Origin of the sequence: Hamadaea sp. NPDC050747 (genome assembly GCF_040654195.1) — a bacterium.
Lineage (GTDB): Bacteria > Actinomycetota > Actinomycetes > Mycobacteriales > Micromonosporaceae > Hamadaea.
The window spans coordinates 1-16,444 of record NZ_JBFAHM010000026.1 but is presented as its reverse complement, the minus strand read 5'-3'; the positions used below and the strand labels follow the sequence as shown (position 1 = coordinate 16,444).

Genomic DNA, 16,444 nt, shown 5'->3' with positions numbered 1-16,444 from the left:
TCGGGGTGCCGTGTTGTTAAATCTTTACGTACCTGACTCCTCGGACGAGAAATCCTCACGGAGCGTACTCATTTGAGGAGATCGAAGCCTCGCTCGGCCAACTCGACCGCGTCCGGATAGACGGCGTCCGCCTTCTCCCCGTCGAGGACGCGCCCCACGTTGTGCTCGACGAGACCGCCGATCACACCCATGATCTGCCGGGCGCGTACGCGGTCGAGCGGGGCCGGTGGACCGGCCTCGGCCAAGGCTTCCGCCAGAGTGTCCACCCTGGTCATCTCGTAGTGCAGTGCTCGCGCGAGCAGCGACGGCGTCCCCCGGATGAGCCGTTGGATCTGGACGAAGGAAGCGCTGTCGTTCAGGCCGGTGGCCGGATCCCGGTCGGCCAGCGCTTCGAGGAACTGCGCCCGCAGGGCCGCGACCGGCGTCTGCCCGGCCGGGCGGGCCTTGACGACGCGTGCGGGCTCGTCGATGTGGTCCTCGATCGGCATGAGGACGAGGTCTTCCTTGGTGGGGAAGTAGTTGTAGAGGGTCATCTTCGAGACGTCGGCCGCGGCTGCGATCTCGGCGGTGGACACGGCGTCGAAGCCGCGTTCCGCGAAGAGCTTCACCGCCGCCACCCAGAGGCGTATGCCGGTCTCCTTCTTCTTGCGCTCCCGCAGGCTCATCTCCGCCACAAGGCTGGACTGTACCAGATATAAAAATGTACTCAGAAAAAGTATTGACTCGGTCAAAGTTTCTTGGGCATGCTGACCCCATGCAGAAGGTGATGACGGAGAAGCAGAAGAAGATCGGGATGCTGCTGGGCCTCCTGACGATCGTCATGGCGGTGATCGACAACAACATCGTCTCGGCGGCGGTCGTCCCGATCGTGCGCGAACTCGACCCGGTGCACGGCGTCGACCGGCTGCCCTGGCTGATCAGCGCGTTCGCCCTCGCCGCGACGGCGATGCTGCCCCTCTACGGAAAGCTCTGCGACGTGTTCGGCGCCAAGATCGTCTACCTCGGCGCGGTGTTCACCTTCCTGGCCGGGTCGGCGCTCTGCGGAGCGGCCCAGAGCATGGGGCAGCTGATCGCGTTCCGGGCGCTCCAGGGTGCGGGCGCGGGTGGGCTGATGAGCGTGACCATGGTGGTGCTCGTGCAGCTCGCCGGCGGTCCGGGGTCCGCCCGGGGCCGGGTGGGCAACTTCGGCGGCATCGTGGCGGGAGCCGGCATGGCGGCCGGCCCGTTCCTCGGCGGCGTCCTGGCCGACCACGGCCAGTGGCGGTGGATCTTCTACCTCAACATCCCGATCGGTCTGCTGGTCCTGGTCACGTCGGCGCTGCTCCTGCGGCTGCCGAAGGGCCGCCCGCACCGCATCGACTTCCTGGGCGCCGGCCTGGCCGCCGTGTTCGCGGTCGGGCTGCTGCTCATCAGCGAGTGGGGCGGCAAGGAGTACGCGTGGCGTTCGCCGCAGATCCTCGGTCTCGTCGGTGGAACCATCGCGTTGTTCGCCGCGTTCCTGTGGCGGCAGGCCAAGGCGGCCGAGCCGATTCTGCCGCTGAGCCTGTTCCGCAACGCCACGATCCGGGTCGGCTTCGCCATCCAGGGCGTCATCGGGCTGGCCATGATGGGCTCGATGGTCTACGTGATGGTCTACCTGCAGATCGTGCGGGGCGTTCCGGCCGCCCAGGCCGGCATGTATCTCGTGCCGATGGCGTTGGGGCTCACCGCCGTCGGCATCGTGACCGGCAAACTGACCGAGGCGGGGTTCTCCAGCAAACTGCTGTGCGTCTCGGGTACGGCGTTCGGCACGCTCGCCATCGGGGCGCTCGCCACCGTCGGCGCCGACACCAGCCTGTGGTTCATCCGAGGCGCCCTGTTCGTCCTCGGCATCGGCTTCGGACAGCTGCTCGGGCTGCTCATCGGGGTCGTGCAGCAGGCCGCTCCGCGTACGCAGCTGGGCGTGGCCACGACCGCGATCCGGTTCTTCCAGAACCTCGGTGGAGCGCTGGGCGCGGCGCTGTTCGGTACGCTGCTCAGCCGCGGCTTCACCGCCCGGATGCCGGGGATGTCCACGTCGGAGATCGGCACGCTGACCGGATCCGTACGCACCGCCGCCGTGGACGCCTTCGTGGCGAGCATGGACCGCGTCTTCCTGGTGGCGGCCGGCTGCATGGCGGTGACGGTGATCCTCGCGCTCGTCCTGCGCATCCCGGCCGCCGAAGACTCAGTGGCGCACGAGGTGCCCGCCTCGGAGCCCGTCCCCGCCTAGAGGTCGATGATGACCGTGTTCGGCCCGACGTTCACGCTCTCCACGAGCATGTGAGTCCGGAACCGTCCAGTCTCGACAGTCGCGCCCCGCGCCCGCAGCGCCTCGACGAACGCCGTGAACAGCGGCTCGGCGACGGCGGCGGGCGCGGCCGCGCTCCAGCCCGGTCGCCGGCCGCGGCTCGTGTCGGCGTACAGGGTGAACTGACTGACCACCAGCAGCGGCGCGCCCAGGTCGGCGGCGGACTTCTCGTCGGGCAGGATGCGCAGCTCATGCACCTTGCGCGCCATCGTGGCGGCGGTCGTGCCGGTGTCGGCGTGGGTCACGCCGAGCAGGACGAGGAGGCCGTCGGAGATCTTGCCGACGACTTCGCCCTCGACCGTCACGCTCGCCCGGGAGACCGTCTGTACCACTGCCCGCATCGTCCCAGCGTGCCATGACGCACGCTGGGACGAAACGGCGGGACGGCGCGCGCTCAGCGAATGGTCGCCCGGCGCAGGACGCGTGCGCCGGCGAGCAACGCCACCCCGACGGCGAGCAGGAGCGCCCCGATCAGCATGATGCTGCCGGTACGCGTACCCGTGGTGGGCAGGGCCGAGGCGCTGGGCGACGCCGCGGTCGGCGAGGCCGACGTCGCCGACGGCGAGGCCGACGGTGAAGAAGGCGACGCCGAGGGTGACTCGGACTTGCTGTGCGAAGGCCGCGGCGAAGGTGAATACGTCGAGGCGGACGGAGTCGCCGACGGCGACTTGGATTTACTGCGGGTCGGCGACGGCGAATGGGAGTGATCCCCGTAACCGCTGCCGGTGTAGCCGGTTTGAACGGCCGGTACCGCGCCGGCGGTGCCGGCGGCGAGGGTCGCGATGCCGCTGACGAGAGCCGTCAGGGCGAACGTGGCCAGGGCCGCGCCCATGGCGCGGCGGAGACGCGAAGTCGATTCCACCATGTCCGGGAAACAGGCACTCGGACCTGATCGTGACGCCCTATATAGGTAAACGTAAGTGTTCTGTCAACCTTCTGACAGTCTGTCCACAAGAGGCATAAGCTGCCAGAAATGCCCGAATTTGCGGGGTTTTCGGGCTTGTCAGCCGAGCACCGCTGGGTCGATGCCCACCTCTTTCGCAGTCGCCATCCGGACCCAGTCGGTCGCCTGCTTGCGGGACAAGACCTTGTCGTGGACGGTGAGCTGCACCGCCAGCCCGTCCACCATGGCGTTGATCCGCCAGGCCGCCCCGGCCGGGTCGTCGCAGGTGAACGAGCCGTCTTCGGCGCCCGCCGCGATGACCGCGGTCAACGCCTCCTTCCAGCGCAGATCCATGCGCCGGGAGACCTTCTCCAACTCCGGTACGCGCATCGCCTCGGACCAGCCGTCGATCCAGATCGCCCAGGACTTCGAGCGGCCGGTCGGCGCGAGGTGGCGCAGCAGTTTGGCGAGCTTCTCCGGCGGGCTGGCCTTGGATTCGATCACCGCCTGCATCCGGGCCAGATCCTGCTCGGCGACGTACGCGAAGGCCTGGGTGAGCATCGCGTCCTTGCTCGGGAAGTGGTAGTAGACCAGCGACGGGCTGACGCCGGCGGCCGCCGCGACATCAGCCGTACGCGTGCGGGCGAAGCCGCGTTCCACGATGACGTCTGCCGCGATGCGCAGCAGGGCGTCAAGCCGGAGTTCGGCGGAACGGCGTGTCACGGTGCCTACGGTATGGCATCCGGAGTGGACGTGGGGGTCACCGCGTTCGCCGCATCATCGTCGCAGCCAGCACCGTCGCGGTCGCCACGAGCGAGGTCGCCGTGACGGCGGCGGCGATCAGCCCGCCGCCGCGGGCGGCGACCAGACCGGCGAGGCCGGCCCCGGCGGAATAGCCGACGAACACAGCCGTCCCCGTCCAGGTGAACGCCTCGGTACGCCGGGCGGGCGGAGCGAGCGACGTCACCAGCCCCATCTCCACCGCGGTCATGGGCGCGATCACCAATCCGCCCAGTGCCAGGATCGCGCCGAGGCTCGGCAGGCCGGTGCTGAGGCAGATCAGTGCGAATCCCGTCGTGTTCAGGGCGGCGAGCAGCAAGAGCAGACGCCAGCGGGACATCGTCGGGTTCGCCCCGGCGAACCAGAGGCCGCCCAGAATCGACCCGGCGCTCCAAGCGGCGATCACCGCGCCCGCCCCGGCCGGGCTGCCCTGGGCGGCGGCGTACGCGGGGATCGCGACCTCCATGAGGCCGTAGGCCGCCGCCTCCAAGGCCGCCACGGCGAGCAGGATGGTGAGCGCGATCGTCAGCAGGCGTGGTCGTTCGCTGACTCGCGATTCAGCGTCGGACACGTCGACGCGATATCGGGCGGCAGGCGCCCCGGCGAGGCCGACGGCACCGGCGGCCGACATCGTGGCCGTCGTCGCGACGGCGGCGTACGGCCCGGCGATCGTGCTGACGACGGCGATCAGGGCCGGTCCGAGGACGTAGGTCAGCTCCGAACAGACCGCGTCGAGGGCGTACGCCGTGCTCGCGTGGTTCGGGGCGAGCCGGGGCAGCACCACTCGGGTGACGGCGGACACCGGTGGGTTCGCCGCCCCGGCGGCGGCCGCGACGGCGAGGATCACGCCGACCGGAGCGTCTCCGGCCAGCACCGTGATCAACGCCCCGAGCAGGAGCGCGTTGGTGATCCCGGCGGCGGCCAGCACGGTCGGGGCGTACCCACGGTCGGCCAGCCGGCCGAGCCACGGCGCGGTCAGCGCGGTCGCCGCCGAGTTGACCGCGGTCGCCAGGCCGGCGACGGCGTACGACCCGGTGCCGTGGTGCACGGCGAGCACGAACACCAGCGTCGACATCCCATAGGGCAGGCGGCCCACGAGGGACGGAATCGTGACCCGGGTGACGCCCGGTACGCCGAAGAGCGCACGGTATCGCCGCGCGGCGGTGACCACGGCGAGACCAGACATCCGGCCAGCCTACCCTGACTGACGCGTCAGTCAGTTTCGGAGACGCGTCGCCTTCAGTGCGAGGTGGAGCTGGAGGCGCTGCAGCCCGTCGCGCAGGTCGGCGCCGCAGAGTTCGGCCGCCCGGGACAGCCGGTAGTACAACGTCGTGCGGTGAATGCGCAGCTGCGCCGCGGTCGCGGCGGCGTCCCCGGCCAGATCCAGGTACGCCTCCAGCGTGGCGGCCAGGTCGGCCGGCAGTCGGTCGACGCCGGGATGCAGCGCCGACGCGGTAAGACCGGCGGCGGCCAGGACGCGATAGACGCCGAGCTGCGACCACATCGCCACCCGCGAATGCTGGGGATCACGGGTACGCAGCCGATCCGGGCCGCCGGAAGCCTGCGTAACCGTGATCTGCCGGGCGTCGGCGGCCTGCGTGACGGACTGGTGCACGTCGGCCAGCCGGGCCACGGAGTCGCCGACGCCGACGACCGAGCCGGCCTGCTCGGCGAGATGGGCCGCGGCGTCGGCGGGGGAGATCGAGCCCGACCGCAGCAACAACAGACCCTGGGTCGGGCGTACCAGGTGGACGGCGTATCGGTGGCCGCAGTAGCGACGGGTGGCGACGAGCGCCTGCTCCACGGCGGCCGCCGACTCCGCGGTGGGGTCGACGGAGACGACCAGAGCGGTGCACGGCCCGTCCGACTCCAGCATGTCGGCGCCGACGATCTTGGTTGCGGCGTCGGCCCGGACCGCGGGATCGTCGGCCAGCAGCCCGCGTACGGCGTCGGCCTCGCGCCGAGCGGTCAGCTCGCCGAGCAGGTTCACCCGGTACAACGCGAGCGCCAGATCCTCGGCGAGCCCGACCGCCCGGCTTACGTCGGCGGCCGACAGCGCCGGGGAGTCGACGAACCAGACGAAGCCCAGCAGCAGGTCGCTGTGCCACACCGGTACGCACACCCGGGGCAGCAGCCCCAGCGTGGGCTCGGCCGGAGTGCGTACGGGGTGACGGGCGCGCGTGATCTCGAAGCGCGCGAAGAACCCGATCACCTCCGAGGTGGTGCTCCGGCGCAGGATGGAGTTCCGGCGTACGTCGTCGAGCGGCTCGGCCTGCGCGGAGTAGCAGACCACCCGTTGGCGCCGATCCTCGACCAGGACTGGGCGGCCCATCCGGTCGGCGATCCGGTCCACGAGCAGCTGCAGTTCGTCGCGCATACGACAAGTGTAGGAACAGGTGTGGCAGTTGTTCGACGTGTGATGGAAGACCCGGCGAGCGGCCGAGCATAGGGTCGAAGGCGTGAGAGTGACGGTGATCGGGGCCGGCATCGTGGGCGCCGCCTGCGCGTACGCCTGCGCCCAGCGGGGGCTGCACGTCACCGTCGTCGATCGCGGTGGCCTCGTCGCGGGCACCACCGGCTCCGGCGAGGGCAACATCCTCGTCTCCGACAAGGAACCCGGCCCAGAGCTGGACCTCGCGCTGCGCTCCAACACCCTCTGGCGGGAGTGGGAAGCCGACCTCGACCGCCACATCGACGGCGGCATCCAGCTCGAACGCAAAGGCGGGCTCATCGTCACGCGTACCAGCCGGGGCATGCGGGCCCTGGCCGAGACGGCGGGCGAGCTGGTCGACGAGCGGGCGGTCCGGGACCTGGAGCCGCTCCTGGCCGCGGACATCCTGGGCGGCGCGTTCTTCCGGCAGGACATGCAGGTCCAGCCCGCGCGGGCGGCGGCGGCCATGCTCGCCGGGGCGCGCGAGCTGGGCGCGACGCTCCGGTTGCGCACGGAGGTACGCGACCTGCCCGCGGACGCCGACGCCGTGATCAACGCGACCGGGGCCTGGGCGGCCCAGTTCGGCATCGCCCTGCCGGTCGAACCGCGGCGAGGGTTCATCCTGGTCACCGAGCCGTTACCGGTGCTGATCCGGCACAAGGTCTACTCGGCCGAGTACCTGGAGAACGTGGCCAGTGGCGATGCCGGCCTGCAGACCTCGACCGTCGTCGAGGGCACCCCCGGCGGCCCGGTGCTGATCGGGGCGACCCGGGAACGCGTCGGCTTCGACAGCACTCCCAGCCGGGAGGCGTTGCGCAAACTGGCGGCTGGAGCGGCCGCGCTGTTCCCCTTCCTGGCCGACGTCCGAATCATGCGGAGCTATCACGGGTTCCGGCCGTACTCCGCCGATCACCTGCCGATCATCGGACCCGACCCGGCGACCGACCGGCTGTGGCACGCGCACGGGCACGAAGGGGCCGGCATCGGGCTCGCCCCGGCCACCGGCGACCTCATCGCCGACCTGCTCACCGGAGCTACGCCGGCGCTCGATCCCGCGCCTTTCTCGCCCGCGCGCTTCGTCGTCGCGAACGGGGTGGGCGCATGAGCGTGTTCTGCGGCATCGGGGTGTGCCAGGCGTGCGTGGCACCGGACGGGACACGCCCCTGCCTCGCGACCTCGCCCGGTTCTTCGCAAGATCCGCAGCAGATCACGGATCTCGGTCGAATCTTGGCCCAAGATTCGACCGAGATCCCTGATCCAGCGCCAACGGAGGCGCCAACGGAGGCGCCAACGGAGGCGCCAACGGAGGCGTTAGCGGAGGCGCCAACGCGGGAAGAGCTTGTCGTGGTGGGGGCGGGGCCGGCCGGCCTGAGCGCCGCCCTGGCGGCGGCCGAGCACGGGGTGAACGTGCTGGTGGTTGATCGGGGCGGGAAGCCGGGTGGGCAGTACCTCCGTCAGTCCACAGTGCGCGAGAACACCCCGCCGGAGCTGATTCAGCGGGCCGAGCGGCACGAGAACATCCGCTTCCTGCTGCGGCACGAGATCTGGCGGGCGACGCCGAGCCGGGGAAGCTCTCGGCTGAGCCGCCAGGAGTGCGGTCAGTCTCTGGAGGTCGCCGACGTCGACGGCCGAACCACCAGAAGTCTGCTGCCGGGCGCGATCGTCCTGGCGACCGGGGCGTACGACCGGGTCGTGCCGTTCCCCGGCTGGGAGTCGCCCGGCGTGGTCACCGTCGGCGGAGCACAAGCCCAACTCAAGGGACTGGGGATCACGGTCGGGCGGCGGGTGCTGGTGACGGGCACCGGCCCGCTGCTGCTCTCGCTCGCCCTCTCGCTCGCCGAGGCGGGCGTCGACGTGGTCGCTGTCGCCGATCCGGTCCGGCCCCGCGCCTGGTTGCGTCATTTCTCCACAGTGGTACGCGCACCGCGCAAGCTCTGGCAGGCGGCCGCGTACCGGGGGCGGTTGTGGCGTCACCGAGTGCCGGTGTGGTCGGGCTGGGAAGTGCGAGAGATCACTTCCGACCGGGATGTCATGATCGCGAAACTCGGATGTGGCACAAAGGAACGTACGGAGATCGTCGACGCGATCGCCGTCGGCCACGGCTTCACCCCACAGGTGGAGCTGGCAAGCGCGCTGGGCTGCGCACTCCTCGTCGACCCGAGGGATGGCAGCCCGGTCGCGCAGGTGGACGCCGACCTGCGGACCTCGCGGGCGGGCGTCTTCGCGGCGGGTGAGCTAACCGGGGTGGGCGGCGCGGACGCCGCGTACGCCACCGGCGCTTTGGCGGGGCTCGCCGCCGCACGCCACCTGGGGCGCCTCGACGAAACGGCGTACCAGGTGGCCTCGAAACCCTGGCGTCGGCGGGCCGCCGCCGCACGCCGTTTCGCCGACGCCCTCCACGAGGTGCACGGCTTCGCCCCCGGCTGGAGCACACGGGTCGCCGACGACACCGTCTTGTGCCGCTGTGAGGGCGTCACCTTCGGCGAAGTGCGAGCCGTCCAGGCGCTCGGCGCCGACGATCCACGCGCCGTCAAGCTGCTGACCCGCGCCGGCATGGGCCGCTGCCAGGGTCGTCTCTGCGGGCTGTCCAGCGCCGACGTGCTCGGCTGCGCCCCGCTCGCGTACGCGCATCGCCCGATCGCGACACCGGTCCCGTTGCGCCTGCTGATGGCGGAAGACCTCGGTTCGCAAGACCAGATGGAGGAAGTGCATGAATAAGCCGTGGAACGGGGTGCTGGTGGCGATCGCCACACCCTTCCGGGAGGACCTGTCGATCGACTACGACCGGCTGCAGGAACACGTCGCCTGGCTGGGCGCGAACGGGTGCCACGGCATCGTGCCGAACGGGTCGCTGGGGGAGTACCAGACGCTCACCGACGAGGAGCGGGCGCGCGTCGTCACCGCCGTCGTCGAGGCCGTTCCGGACGACGTCAGCGTGGTGCCGGGCGTCGGGGCGTACGGGGGTCATCAGGCGCGGCGGTGGGCCGAGCAGGCCGCCGAGGTGGGCGCCGACGCGGTCATGTCGCTGCCGCCCAACGCGTACGCCGCGTCCCCGGCCGAGGTGGTCGCGCACTATGAGCACGTCGCAGCGGCCGGGCTCCCGGTGGTGGCGTACAACAACCCGTTCGACACCAAGGTCGATTTGACCCCGGAGCTGCTCGCCGAGCTGCACGGCCAGGGGCTGATCCAGGCGGTCAAGGAGTTCTCCGGCGACGTCCGCCGAGTCCACCGCATCCACGAGCTGGCACCGGGGCTGGACGTGCTCGCCGGGGCGGACGACGTTCTCCTGGAACTCGTGTCGCAGGGCGCGGTCGGCTGGATCGCCGGGTTCCCGAACGCGCTGCCAGAACAGTCCGTCCGCCTCTACAACCTGTGCGTCGAAGGCAACCTCGCCGAGGCGCTCCCGTTGTACCGGCAGGTGCACGCGGCGTACCGGTGGGACTCCCGACCGTTGTTCGTCCAGGCGATCAAGCTCGGCATGGAGCTGGCCGGGCGCTACGGCGGCCCGTGCCGCCCGCCGCGCCTGCCGCTCGCGCCGGAGCTGCACGCCCAGGTGACAGCCGATATGAAGAAGGCCCTGGGAGAGCCAGATGTTCAGTAAGAAGGTCTTTCACGCGGTCGACTCGCACACCGAGGGCATGCCGACCCGCGTCATCACCGGCGGCGTCGGTGTCTTCCCCGGCGCGACCATGGCCGAACGCCGTCTGTTCGGCATCAAAGAGCGCGACGATCTGCGGAAGCTGCTCATGTGCGAGCCGCGTGGGCACTCCGCGATGTCCGGCGCGATCCTCCAGCCGCCGACCAGGCCCGACGCCGACTGGGGCGTCCTCTACATCGAGGTGTCGGGTTGGCTGCCGATGTGCGGCCACGGCACGATCGGCGTCGCGACGGTCCTGGTGGAGACGGGGATGGTCGAGGTGGTCGAGCCGGTCACCACCATCCGGCTCGACACGCCCGCCGGCCTGGTCGTGGCCCAGGTCGAGGTCCGCGACGGTCGCGCTGCCGGGGTCACCATCCGCAACGTCCCCTCCTTCCTGCATTCCCGAGATGTACGCCTAGAGGTGCCGGGCCTCGGGGAGGTGGTCGTCGACATCGCCTTCGGCGGCAACTTCTACGCGTTGTTGCCCGCCGAACGGCTGGGTCTGCCGGTGACCCGGGAGAACATCCCGGCGCTGCTCGGCAAGGGGCTGAAGATCATGGACGCCGTCATGGAACAGGCGCCTCCCACGCACCCCGTCGACCCCGCTATCGACGACTGTCGCCACGTCATCGCGTACCAGCTGGGGGAAGACGGCGCCGACGCACGAGCCGCGACCCTCATCCACCCCGGGTGGGTGGACCGGTCGCCGTGCGGGACCGGGACGAGCGCGCGCATGGCGCAGCTGTACGCCCGCGGCGACCTGGCGCTGGGTCAACCGTTCGTGAACGAGTCGCCGCTCGGCACCCGGTTCACCGGACGGCTCGTGGAGCAGACCACCGTCGGTGACCGGACCGCGGTCGTGCCGACGGTGACCGGCCGGGCCTGGATCACCGGCACCGCCCAGTACCTCCTGGACCCGACCGACCCGTTCCCGGCGGGGTTCGAACTCTGACTCCCGGGTGGTGAGCGGCGGGCGCGGTACGACGGGAGGGTCGGCCGCGCCCGCTTCCTTTACCCTGTGCTTCATTTGCGGGGGTTTCTTTTGGGGAGGGAGAAGTCTCGATGAACACGATGGCGGACTGGATCGGTTTCACCATGGCCTTGCTCGGCGCGGTCCTGGTGCTCGCCGGCGCGACGCTGATCTTCCTGCACGCCCGGGGTCAGGTGCGGCCGGCCACCTCGTTCGGCGCCGAACCGACGGTCACCTCGGCCGCCGCGCCCGAGGCGGCGGGCCTCGGCTTCGTCCGCCGGGTCTTCAAGGCCGTCCGCTCGATGCCGGACGCCGACCACCTCATCGCCTGGGGTCTGGTCCTGCTCTTCCTCGGCGCCCTGGCGGCCGGCGCCATCAGGTTCGGAGTGGCGTTCGAGCTGGGCACATTCAACACGAACGTTATTCGCTGACCTCGTCAGCGCACCCGCCCGCGGGTGCGGGCCCGGCGCGTCCGGGCACCCCACGCGTCCTGGTGACGCGTGGGGGACTATTCTGCGTCCGTGGTACGCCTCGCCGATGATCCGCACACCCTGGCGGATGGCGGGACGCCCGAACAACACCAGCTGGTGAACAGCACAGGAGGCCGCTCGTGACAACCGTCGCACCGAAGCCGATCGAGACCAGGCAGTGGCCGGTCCGACCGAACATCAAGGGCTCGGCGATCGCGCGGATCATCCGAACCACCGACGCGAAGCAGATCGGGATCATGTACCTGATCACCGCGTTCGCGTTCTTCATGATCGGTGGCCTGATGGCCCTGCTCATGCGGACCGAGCTGGCCCGGCCGGGGCTGCAGTTCCTCTCGCCGGAGCAGTTCAACCAGCTGTTCACCATGCACGGCACGATCATGCTGCTGTTCTTCGCGACGCCGATCGTGTTCGCGTTCGCGAACTTCATCGTCCCGATCCAGATCGGCGCGCCGGACGTCAGCTTCCCGCGGCTGAACGCGTTCGCGTACTGGCTGTATCTGTTCGGCGGAACGCTGGCCGTGGCGGGCTTCATCACGCCGGGCGGCGCCGCCGACTTCGGCTGGTTCGCGTACGCCCCGCTGAACGACGCGATCAACTCGCCCGGGCCTGGCGGTGACATGTGGATCGTCGGTCTGGCGATCTCCGGTCTCGGCACCATCCTCGGCGCCGTGAACATGGTCACCACGATCCTGACGCTGCGCGCCCCCGGTATGACGATGTTCCGGCTCTCGATCTTCACCTGGAACATCCTGGTGACCTCGCTGCTGGTCCTCATGGTCTTCCCGCTGCTGGCCGCCGCGCTGTTCGCCCTGCTGGCCGACCGCCGGCTCGGGGCGCACGTCTTCGACGCCTCCACCAACGGGCCGATGCTCTGGCAGCACCTGTTCTGGTTCTTCGGCCACCCCGAGGTGTACATCGTCGCGCTGCCGTTCTTCGGCATCATCAGCGAGGTCATCCCGGTCTTCAGCCGTAAGCCGCTGTTCGGCTACAAGGGCATGGTGCTGGCGACGCTGTCGATCGCCGCGCTGTCGATGAGCGTGTGGGCGCACCACATGTTCGTCACCGGCCAGGTCCTGCTGCCGTTCTTCTCGTTCCTGAGCTTCATGATCGCGGTGCCCACCGGCATGAAGTTCTTCAACTGGATCGGGACGATGTGGCGAGGCCAGGTCACCTTCGAGTCACCGATGCTATTCGCCATCGGCTTCCTCGTGATCTTCCTGTTCGGCGGTCTGTCGGGTGTTCTGCTGGCCAGCCCGCCGATCGACTTCCAGGTGTCCGACACCTACTTCGTGGTCGCGCACTTCCACTACGTGCTCTTCGGCACCATCGTCTTCGCGGTGTACTCCGGGGTCTACTTCTGGTTCCCGAAGATGTTCGGCCGGATGCTCGACGAGCGGCTCGGCAAGGTGCACTTCTGGCTGACCTTCATCGGCTTCAACTGGACCTTCCTCGTCCAGCACTGGCTGGGTGCGGAGGGCTTCCCCCGCCGGTACGCCGACTACCTGGCCTCGGACGGGTTCACCGGGCTGAACACGTTCTCCACCATCGGCTCCTACATCCTGGGCTTCTCCACGCTGCCGTTCCTCTACAACGTGTGGAAGTCCTACCGGGCCGGCGAGGTGGTGACCGAGAACGACCCGTGGGGTCACGGCAACTCGCTGGAGTGGGCGACCTCGTCCCCGCCGCCGCTGCGGAACTTCGACACGATGCCGCGCATCCGCTCGGAGCGTCCGGCGTTCGACGCGAGGTACCCGCACCTGGCGCTCAACACGACGGTCACGACACCGAAGGCGCTGCAGCCCGAGGAGTGACCTGCTTCACCCACAAGAAGACCCCGCGCATCGCGCGGGGTCTTCTTCATGCGCCGCATCTGCGCTGGATCAGGGCTCCCGGTCGGATCGTGCGCCGAGTGTCGACCGAGAACCCTGATCCAGCGGGCGGGGCGGCAAAGCGCCGCGCACTCGGGAGAATGCGCGGCGCTTGTTGTGCCCCCGCAGCGCACTACCCGCCACGGTCAGGCACTAAACACGGCTTGCCCGGGAGCTACGGGCTAGCCGGCTCGTCACTACGCGTGGACGGGCTAGCCGGCTCGTCACTACGCGTGGACGGGCTCGGCGAGGGGCTCCTCGGCGGGCTCCAGCACCGGCTGCGGCCGCCGGTAGAGCGGCAGGCTCGCCAGCACGACGACAATCCCGGCCGCGCCCACGGCGGCGAAGGCCCAGCCCGGTCCGGCCGTGTCCACGACGAAGCCCGCGAACGGCGCGCCCAGGCTCACTCCGGCGGTCATCGCCGAACTCTGGAGGCCCATGGCCTCGCCTCGGGAGGTCGCCGGCACCAGGCGGGTGATCGCCTCGTTGCCCGCCGTGATCGACGGGGCGCAGAGCAGCCCGGCCGGGATGAGCAGGACGCACAGCCACAGCCAGTTCGGCGAGAGCCCGATCGGGATGGTGAGCAGCCCCATGACGGCCACCAGCGTCAGCGGCGAGAACGGCCGGTGCAGCGCACCGTAGATCAGCGCGCCGAGCAGCGAGTACGCACACCACAGGGCGATGACGAGCCCGGTCGACGAGGTCGCGCCCGCCTCGCGGAGGATGCCGACGACGGCCATGTCGGTGCCGCTGAGGATGACCGTCATGCCGGCCGCGGTGGCGAGCACGGCGAGCACCGGCCCCCGCAGCCACTGCCGGCGCGGGATCCGGACCTGCTCCGCGGCCGCTTCTTCGGCGTCGGACCGCATAGGCGGGTTGAGCCAGTAGACCCCGACGGCCGCCAGAACCATCGCGGCGCCGAGGACGTACATGGTGAGCGTGGAGGACAGCGCGGTCGCCCCGGCCACCGCCACCGCCGGGCCGACCATGAAGGACAGTTCCACGCCCATCGAGTCGAGGGCGAACGCGGGTCGCCGCTGCTCGTCGGGGACGAGCGCGGAGATCGACTGGCGGACCAGGCCGAAGATCGGGATCGCGAAGAGCCCGGCGAAGGCCGCCGCGCCCAGGAGCCCGGCGTAGCCGAGGCTGGGGGCGAACGCCCAGACCACGAGCTGCGCACCACCGGTGATCGCCATCACGGGGCGTACGCCGCCGCGGTCGAGCATCCGGCCCATGAGCGGCGAGGAGACGGCGGCGGCGATCGTGTAGACCGTCGTCACCAGACCGGCCTCGGCGTAGCTGTGGTGCAGCGTCAGCACGGTGTGCAGGGTGAACGAGATGCCGATCGCCGTCATGGGGATGCGCGCGATCAGCCCGAGCAGCAGGATCGGGCGTACGCCGGGCAGGGCGAGGACGTGGCGGTAAGGTGCGAGACTCATAGCGCTCCTATCATGCCCGGGGAGTGTGACAAGACCGCAAGCCGAATACCATCCGGTCCATGGCTGACTTCGGCGTACGCTCCTCCGTGTCCGACCTGCGCCGGGCGGCGCTGCGACGGCCCGCCACGACCGGCGACTTCGCCGGGGCGGGCTGGCGGATTCCCGACCCGGATCTCCTCGTACGCCAGCACGACGCGTTCGCGCAGCTCCTGACCGACCTCGGGGTGCGGGTGGATCTCCTGCCCGCGGCGGAGGAGCAGGTCGACGCGGTGTTCGCCTACGATCCCGCGTTCGTCATCGGCTCCGGCGTCATCGAGTTCCGCTCAGCCAAACCGGCGCGCCGGCGTGAGGGCGCGGAACTGGTCGCCGCGTTGGGCGTACCAGTCGTGGGAAAGCTGGCCGAAGACTCCGTGATGGACGGCGGCGACGTGTGCTGGATCGCCCGCGACCTGGTCGTCGCGGCCCGCGGCTATCGCACGAACCAGGCGGCCCACGATCAGCTGCGCGCGTGGCTGGCGGCCGAAGGGCAGCAGCTGGTGACCGTGGACCTGCCGCACGACCGCGGCCCGGCGCACGTGCTGCACCTGATGTCGGGCATCTCACCGATCGCCGACGACCTGGCCGTGGTGTATCCGCCGATCATGCCGGTGCCGCTGCTGCAACTGCTGGCCGAGCGAGGCGTCGCCACCGTCGAGGTCGACGAGGCGGAGTACGAGACGCTGGGCTGCAACATCCTCGCCGTCCGGCCGGGCGTCGTGGTGATCTTCGCCGGTAATCCACGGGTCACCGCGGCCCTGCGGGCCAAAGGCGTCGAGGTGCACGAGATCGACGCGAGCGAGCTGGCCAAGGGCGACGGCGGGCCGACCTGCCTGACGCGTCCGCTGCAGCGCGACTGACAGTGCGATCATTGGGTGATGAGCCGTGCGCTGATCATCGTGGACGTGCAGAACGACTTCTGTGAAGGCGGGTCGCTGGCCGTCACCGGCGGCGAGCAGGTCGCCCGGGACATCTCGGCGACCCTGGCCGGGCCGAACGACTACGACCACGTCGTCGCGACGAAGGACTACCACGTCGACCCGGGCTCGCACTTCCAGGAGTGGCCCGTGCACTGCGTCGCCGGGACGTTCGGCGCCGAGTTCCACCCCGAGCTGGAGACGGAGAAGATCGAGGCGGTCTTCCTGAAGGGACAGCAGGCGGCGGCGTACTCGGGCTTCGAAGGGGTCGCCACCGGCATCGGGCTCGCCGCCTGGCTGCGGATGCGCGACGTGACCTCCGTGGACGTCGTCGGCATCGCCACCGACTACTGCGTACGCGCGACCGCGTTGGACGCCGTCCGGGAGGGGTTCGACACGACCGTGCTGCTCGGGCTCACCGCTGCCGTCGCTCCTTCCTCGCGCGATTCCGCGCTGGCCGACCTCTCCGCCGCGGGCGTCCGCGTTTCGTGATCATTGCGTCAGCCACGCTGTTTCGGGCGGCGAAATGTCCGTTCAACCAGCATGGCTGACGCAATGATCAGGCTTAGACATCCCATGCGGCTGGACTGTCAAGCGGCGAGTTGTTGGTCTTGCTGGTTGCTGGTCCAGGCGGTGGCTTCGTCGTAGGGCGTGCTGGTC

At 70.2% G+C, this 16,444-nt stretch carries 16 protein-coding genes; 9 read left to right on the top strand and 7 right to left on the bottom strand.

The window, feature by feature from the left end; all coding sequences use genetic code 11:
- Positions 1-68 precede the first annotated feature (68 nt).
- On the bottom strand, positions 69-665 hold the full coding sequence (locus AB0H43_RS38150) for a TetR family transcriptional regulator (protein ID WP_360008430.1): 597 nt from the start codon (positions 663-665) through the stop codon (positions 69-71).
- 89 nt (positions 666-754) lie between these two features.
- On the opposite strand from AB0H43_RS38150, the gene AB0H43_RS38145 reads away from it, so the two are divergent.
- Positions 755-2,251 (top strand): MFS transporter, encoded by a 1,497-nt coding sequence (locus AB0H43_RS38145; protein WP_360008348.1) that lies wholly within the window; start codon positions 755-757, stop codon positions 2,249-2,251.
- Here the strand turns inward: AB0H43_RS38145 and dtd are convergent.
- The 5 genes from dtd to AB0H43_RS38120 all read right to left on the bottom strand — a co-directional run bounded on the left by dtd (position 2,248) and on the right by AB0H43_RS38120 (position 6,369).
- The gene (gene dtd / locus AB0H43_RS38140; protein ID WP_360008345.1) at positions 2,248-2,670 is read right to left on the bottom strand and encodes a D-aminoacyl-tRNA deacylase; all 423 of its coding nucleotides are present in this window, start codon (positions 2,668-2,670) and stop codon (positions 2,248-2,250) included. The genes AB0H43_RS38145 and dtd overlap by 4 nt on opposite strands.
- Positions 2,671-2,723: 53 nt before the next feature.
- On the bottom strand, positions 2,724-3,194 hold the full coding sequence (locus tag AB0H43_RS38135) for a hypothetical protein (RefSeq protein ID WP_360008344.1): 471 nt from the start codon (positions 3,192-3,194) through the stop codon (positions 2,724-2,726).
- Between the two features lie 138 nt (positions 3,195-3,332).
- Complete coding sequence (locus tag AB0H43_RS38130; RefSeq protein ID WP_360008340.1) at positions 3,333-3,935, bottom strand: TetR/AcrR family transcriptional regulator; 603 nt, start codon at positions 3,933-3,935, stop codon at positions 3,333-3,335.
- A gap of 37 nt (positions 3,936-3,972) precedes the next feature.
- A complete protein-coding gene (locus tag AB0H43_RS38125; protein WP_360008337.1) occupies positions 3,973-5,178 on the bottom strand; it encodes an MFS transporter in 1,206 nt (401 codons plus the stop codon).
- A 30-nt stretch (positions 5,179-5,208) separates the two neighbouring features.
- The gene (locus AB0H43_RS38120) at positions 5,209-6,369 is read right to left on the bottom strand and encodes a helix-turn-helix domain-containing protein (protein ID WP_360008334.1); all 1,161 of its coding nucleotides are present in this window, start codon (positions 6,367-6,369) and stop codon (positions 5,209-5,211) included.
- Positions 6,370-6,451: 82 nt separating this feature from the next.
- On the opposite strand from AB0H43_RS38120, the gene AB0H43_RS38115 reads away from it, so the two are divergent.
- From AB0H43_RS38115 to ctaD, 6 genes are all read left to right on the top strand, one after another.
- Positions 6,452-7,528, top strand: a complete 1,077-nt coding sequence (locus AB0H43_RS38115) for an FAD-dependent oxidoreductase (protein WP_360008331.1) — start codon at positions 6,452-6,454, stop codon at positions 7,526-7,528.
- A gap of 239 nt (positions 7,529-7,767) precedes the next feature.
- Positions 7,768-9,141: an NAD(P)/FAD-dependent oxidoreductase gene (locus AB0H43_RS38110; protein WP_360008328.1), complete on the top strand. Its 1,374-nt coding sequence runs from the start codon at positions 7,768-7,770 to the stop codon at positions 9,139-9,141.
- Complete coding sequence (locus AB0H43_RS38105; protein WP_360008325.1) at positions 9,134-10,024, top strand: dihydrodipicolinate synthase family protein; 891 nt, start codon at positions 9,134-9,136, stop codon at positions 10,022-10,024. The genes AB0H43_RS38110 and AB0H43_RS38105 overlap by 8 nt, the downstream gene beginning before the upstream one ends.
- Complete coding sequence (locus tag AB0H43_RS38100) at positions 10,014-11,015, top strand: proline racemase family protein (RefSeq protein ID WP_360008322.1); 1,002 nt, start codon at positions 10,014-10,016, stop codon at positions 11,013-11,015. Before AB0H43_RS38105 ends, AB0H43_RS38100 begins: the two co-directional genes overlap by 11 nt.
- Before the next feature lie 110 nt (positions 11,016-11,125).
- The gene (locus AB0H43_RS38095; RefSeq protein WP_360008320.1) at positions 11,126-11,464 is read left to right on the top strand and encodes a hypothetical protein; all 339 of its coding nucleotides are present in this window, start codon (positions 11,126-11,128) and stop codon (positions 11,462-11,464) included.
- A gap of 179 nt (positions 11,465-11,643) precedes the next feature.
- Positions 11,644-13,335, top strand: coding sequence for a cytochrome c oxidase subunit I (gene ctaD / locus AB0H43_RS38090; protein WP_360008317.1), 1,692 nt, complete (start codon positions 11,644-11,646; stop codon positions 13,333-13,335).
- Positions 13,336-13,619: 284 nt separating this feature from the next.
- Here the strand turns inward: ctaD and AB0H43_RS38085 are convergent, their stop codons facing one another.
- Positions 13,620-14,831, bottom strand: coding sequence for an MFS transporter (locus AB0H43_RS38085; RefSeq protein WP_360008315.1), 1,212 nt, complete (start codon positions 14,829-14,831; stop codon positions 13,620-13,622).
- 59 nt (positions 14,832-14,890) lie between these two features.
- Here AB0H43_RS38085 and AB0H43_RS38080 point away from each other — a divergent pair, with 59 nt between their 5' ends.
- Positions 14,891-15,727, top strand: a complete 837-nt coding sequence (locus tag AB0H43_RS38080) for an arginine deiminase family protein (protein WP_360008312.1) — start codon at positions 14,891-14,893, stop codon at positions 15,725-15,727.
- Positions 15,728-15,745: 18 nt separating this feature from the next.
- Positions 15,746-16,276, top strand: a complete 531-nt coding sequence (locus AB0H43_RS38075; RefSeq protein ID WP_360008309.1) for an isochorismatase family protein — start codon at positions 15,746-15,748, stop codon at positions 16,274-16,276.
- The last annotated feature ends 168 nt before the right edge of the window (positions 16,277-16,444 follow it).